Below are 3,621 nucleotides of genomic sequence, written 5' to 3' on the forward strand. Positions count from 1 at the left end.
CCCCCCCCCCGGGACCCGCCACACGGCCACCGCACCCGCCACGGGCACCACGGCCACCGACAGCAGTGACCACCCCGTGCCGTGCTCCGCCTGCACCGCGACCAGGAGCGCGAGGACGGGCGCGAGGGCGACCGGCGCGGCACGCAGGGCGATCCGGCGCGCACGGTCGGCCACTTCTCCCTCCGTCTTCAGCGCCAGGAACACCGCCCCGTGGACCAGGGAGAACCCGGACACGGCCAGCCCGCCGAGCACCGTCTCCCACCGCACGCTCTCCAGCACCGAGCCGACCCGGTCGCCGTCGGCGTCCAGCGGCAGCCCGAACACGGTCGTCGCCAGGATCAACCCGACGCCGAACGGCGGCACCCAGGAGCCGAGCACGATCACCCGGTCCCACACCGCCCGCCAGCGGACCGAATCCACCTTGCCCCGGTACTCGAACGCGACCCCACGCCCGATCAGCGCCAACAGCACGAACAGCAGGGGCAGGTAGGCGGCGGAGAACAGGCCCGCGTACCAGGCGGGGAACGCCGCGAACGTGGCACCGGCCGCGACGATCAACCACACCTCGTTGCCGTCCCAGACCGGGCCGATCGTGTTGATCAGTACCCGGCGCTCGGTCTCGCGGCGCCCGAGCACCGGCAGGAGCATGCCCACCCCGAAGTCGAACCCCTCCAGGAACAGGTAGCCCAGCCAGAACAGGGCGATGATGCAGAACCAGAGTGTCGGCAGGTCCACTAGCCTCGCCCTCCCTCGTATGCGCGGCCGTGCTCCCGAGGAACAGGGTCACCCGGGACGGCGCCCCGGGGAACAGGTGTTCCCCAGGCTGTGGACAACCGCCCCCGTTGTCCACAAATCCCAGGTGAGAGGCGGTGGAAAAAATGATCTTGCGGTGTCGCGGGAATCCGGGGGGAGCTGCCGTGCATCGTGTCCTCCTCGTGGTCGGCGGCGTGGTCGGCGGCGTGGTCGGCGGTGTGCGCGGTGGCGCGGTCGGCGCGGGCGGGTCAGTAGGCGAACGCCAGCGCCTCCCCCGATCCACCGGAACCGGGTTCGTCGGGGTCGTCGGGGTCGTCGGGACCGGAACCGTCCGGTCCGTCCGGGCCGCCCGAGCCCGGCCCGCCCATGACCCCGGCGACACCGCCCCGGACGTAGCGCACGAGCAGGAACAGCTCGACCGCGCCGAGGACGCCGTACACGGTGGTCAGCGCGATCAGCGACGTCCACACCTCGCCGGTGGTCACGTTCGAGACCGCCTGTGCGGTGTACATCCACACCCCGTCGACCCCGCTCGGGTTCGGCACCACCACGAACGGCTGCCTGCCCATCTCGGTGAAGATCCAGCCCGCGCTGTTCGCGACGAACGGCAACGCGATCCCGGCCAGGGCCATCCGGGGGAACCACCGGGTTTCCGGGATCCGCCCCTTGCGCGTCAGCCACAACGCGACCACCCCGATCGCCGCCGACAGCGCGCCGAACCCGATCATGATGCGGAAACCCCAGTAGGTCACCGGCAGGCTGGGCACGTAGTCGACCGGCTCGCCCGCGAGCTCGCCCAGCGCCGGGTCGTCCGGGTAGTGGCTGCCGTAGCGCTCCCGGTACTCACCGACCAGGTCCTCGATCCCCTTGACCTCGGTGTCGAGGTCGCCGTGGGCCAGAAACGAGAGCAGGGCGGGCACGGTGAACGTCTGCACGCTGTCGCAGTCGGCGTCCGCCACGTCGCCGAGGGCCATGATCGAGAAGCCCGCCGGTTCCTCGGTGTGGCACAACGCCTCGGCGGCGGCCATCTTCATCGGTTGCTGCTCGAACATCAGCTTGGCCTGTGCGTCCCCACTGATCGCCAGCACCGCGAAGGACACCACGCCGACCCACGACCCGAGCCGCAGCGACGAGCGCCACACGTCCCGGTCGCCGTCCTCCGCACCCGCGCCGGGACGGCCGCGCCAGAGCCGCCACCCCGCGATGCCGACGAGGAACGCCGCGGCCACGGCGAACGCGCCCGCCACCGTGTGGGGTACGGCCGCCAGCGCGGTGTTGTTGGTCAACACGGCCCAGATGGAGGTCATCGTGGGCCTGCCGTCGACGAACTCGGCGCCCACCGGGTGCTGCATCCACGAGTTCGCGGCCAGGATGAAGTACGCCGAGGCGACCGTGGCCAGCGAGAACGCCCACGCGCACGCCAGGTGGACGCGCTTCGGCAACCGGTCCCACCCGAAGATCCACAGGCCCAGGAACGTCGACTCGACGAAGAAGGCGACCAGGCCCTCCATGGCCAGTGGCGCCCCGAACACGTCCCCGACGAAGCGGGAGTAGGCACTCCAGTTCATGCCGAACTGGAATTCCTGCACGATGCCGGTCACCACGCCCATCGCGAAGTTGACCAGCAACAGTTTGCCCCAGAACTTCGTCATGCGCAGGTAACGTTGCTCACCCGTGCGCAGCCACGCCGTCTGCATCCCGGCCACCAGCACCGACAGGCCGATGGTCAACGGAACCATGAGGAAGTGGTAGACGGTCGTGATACCGAACTGCCACCGCGCTAGCTCGAGGACGCTCACGAGATCGACTCTGCCTTCGACCTGCGGATCCGTGTCAGGTCCCTTGATCCCGGACCGCGCGGGACCAAGGTCCCGCGCCGTCCGGACGTGCGGCCCGAACGATTCTTTTCGGCGTGCCGCAATCAATCTTCAGGCATACCCGGAAAAGGATCTGGCCGAACCGTACGAGGCAATTCGAGATCCCGATTCACTGCCCTGTCCCGCGATTCGCCTTTATCGTGTCAGAGGAAAGGGAGGTGAGTGCCCGCCGTGACCGCTGAGCTCGTGGCCCTGGTGTCGACCTTCGCCCTCGTGGCGGCCGTCGAACTGCCGGACAAGACGACGGTGGCGACGCTCGTCCTCACCACCCGGTTCCCCGTCCGTGCGGTCCTGCTCGGGATCGCGGTGGCGTTCGCCCTCCAGACGGTGGTCGCCGTGACGTTCGGTGGCGTGCTCACGGCGCTGCCGGATGTTGTGGTCTCGGTGGCCGTGGGCACGATGTTCGGCATCGGCGCCGCGATGCTGCTCCGGGAAGGCTTCCAACCGGGCGACGACGACTCCGTCGACGCGGCGCGGAGCGGGCGCACGTCCGGTGGTTTCGTGCGGGCGAGCCTGGCCTCGTTCGCGGTACTGTTCACGGCGGAGTGGGGCGATGCCTCGCAACTGACGATGGCGGGACTGGCGGCGGACTCCGCCCGGCCGCTCGCGGTGGCCGCGGGGTCGCTGCTCGCCGTGCTGAGCGTCTCGGGCCTGGCCGTGCTGGTCGGCCGCAAGCTGCGGGACCGCATCCGGCCGAGACTGCTGCAGCGTGTGGCCGGGTTCCTGCTCGCCGGACTGGCCGCTCTCGCCTTCGGCAGCGCACTCGTGTGACGACGGGCGTGCCGAGGTGCCGAGGTCTCGCCGCCGCGCTCAGCCGCGCAGTTCGTCCGCCAGGGTGGTGGCGGCCTCCGCGAGACGGGCACCGACCGCGGCGTCGTCCAGGCTGGTCAGGGACACGACCCCCAGCGCCGCCCGCACCCCCGGCACACCACGCACCGGGCCGCGACGGCGAATGTGCCCTCCTGCGGGTCACCGGCGACGGCGGCCCAGG

Annotated in this window: 3 protein-coding genes; 1 reads left to right on the top strand and 2 read right to left on the bottom strand. The window is 70.8% G+C overall.

Features of this window, described 5'->3' with window-relative positions; translation table 11 throughout:
- Together cydB and SACHA_RS0108185 are read right to left on the bottom strand one after the other, a co-directional pair.
- Positions 1 to 735: cytochrome d ubiquinol oxidase subunit II (cydB, locus tag SACHA_RS21005; protein ID WP_019808713.1), on the bottom strand; the 735-nt coding region annotated here is incomplete at its 3' end.
- Positions 736 to 1,001: 266 nt separating this feature from the next.
- Positions 1,002 to 2,552, bottom strand: coding sequence for a cytochrome ubiquinol oxidase subunit I (locus SACHA_RS0108185; RefSeq protein ID WP_019808715.1), 1,551 nt, complete (start codon positions 2,550 to 2,552; stop codon positions 1,002 to 1,004).
- A 249-nt stretch (positions 2,553 to 2,801) separates the two neighbouring features.
- Between SACHA_RS0108185 and SACHA_RS0108190 the strand changes: the two genes are divergently transcribed.
- Positions 2,802 to 3,401, top strand: a complete 600-nt coding sequence (locus SACHA_RS0108190) for a TMEM165/GDT1 family protein (protein ID WP_019808718.1) — start codon at positions 2,802 to 2,804, stop codon at positions 3,399 to 3,401.
- The last annotated feature ends 220 nt before the right edge of the window (positions 3,402 to 3,621 follow it).

It is taken from the genome of Saccharomonospora halophila 8 (genome assembly GCF_000383775.1).
GTDB lineage: Bacteria > Actinomycetota > Actinomycetes > Mycobacteriales > Pseudonocardiaceae > Saccharomonospora > Saccharomonospora halophila.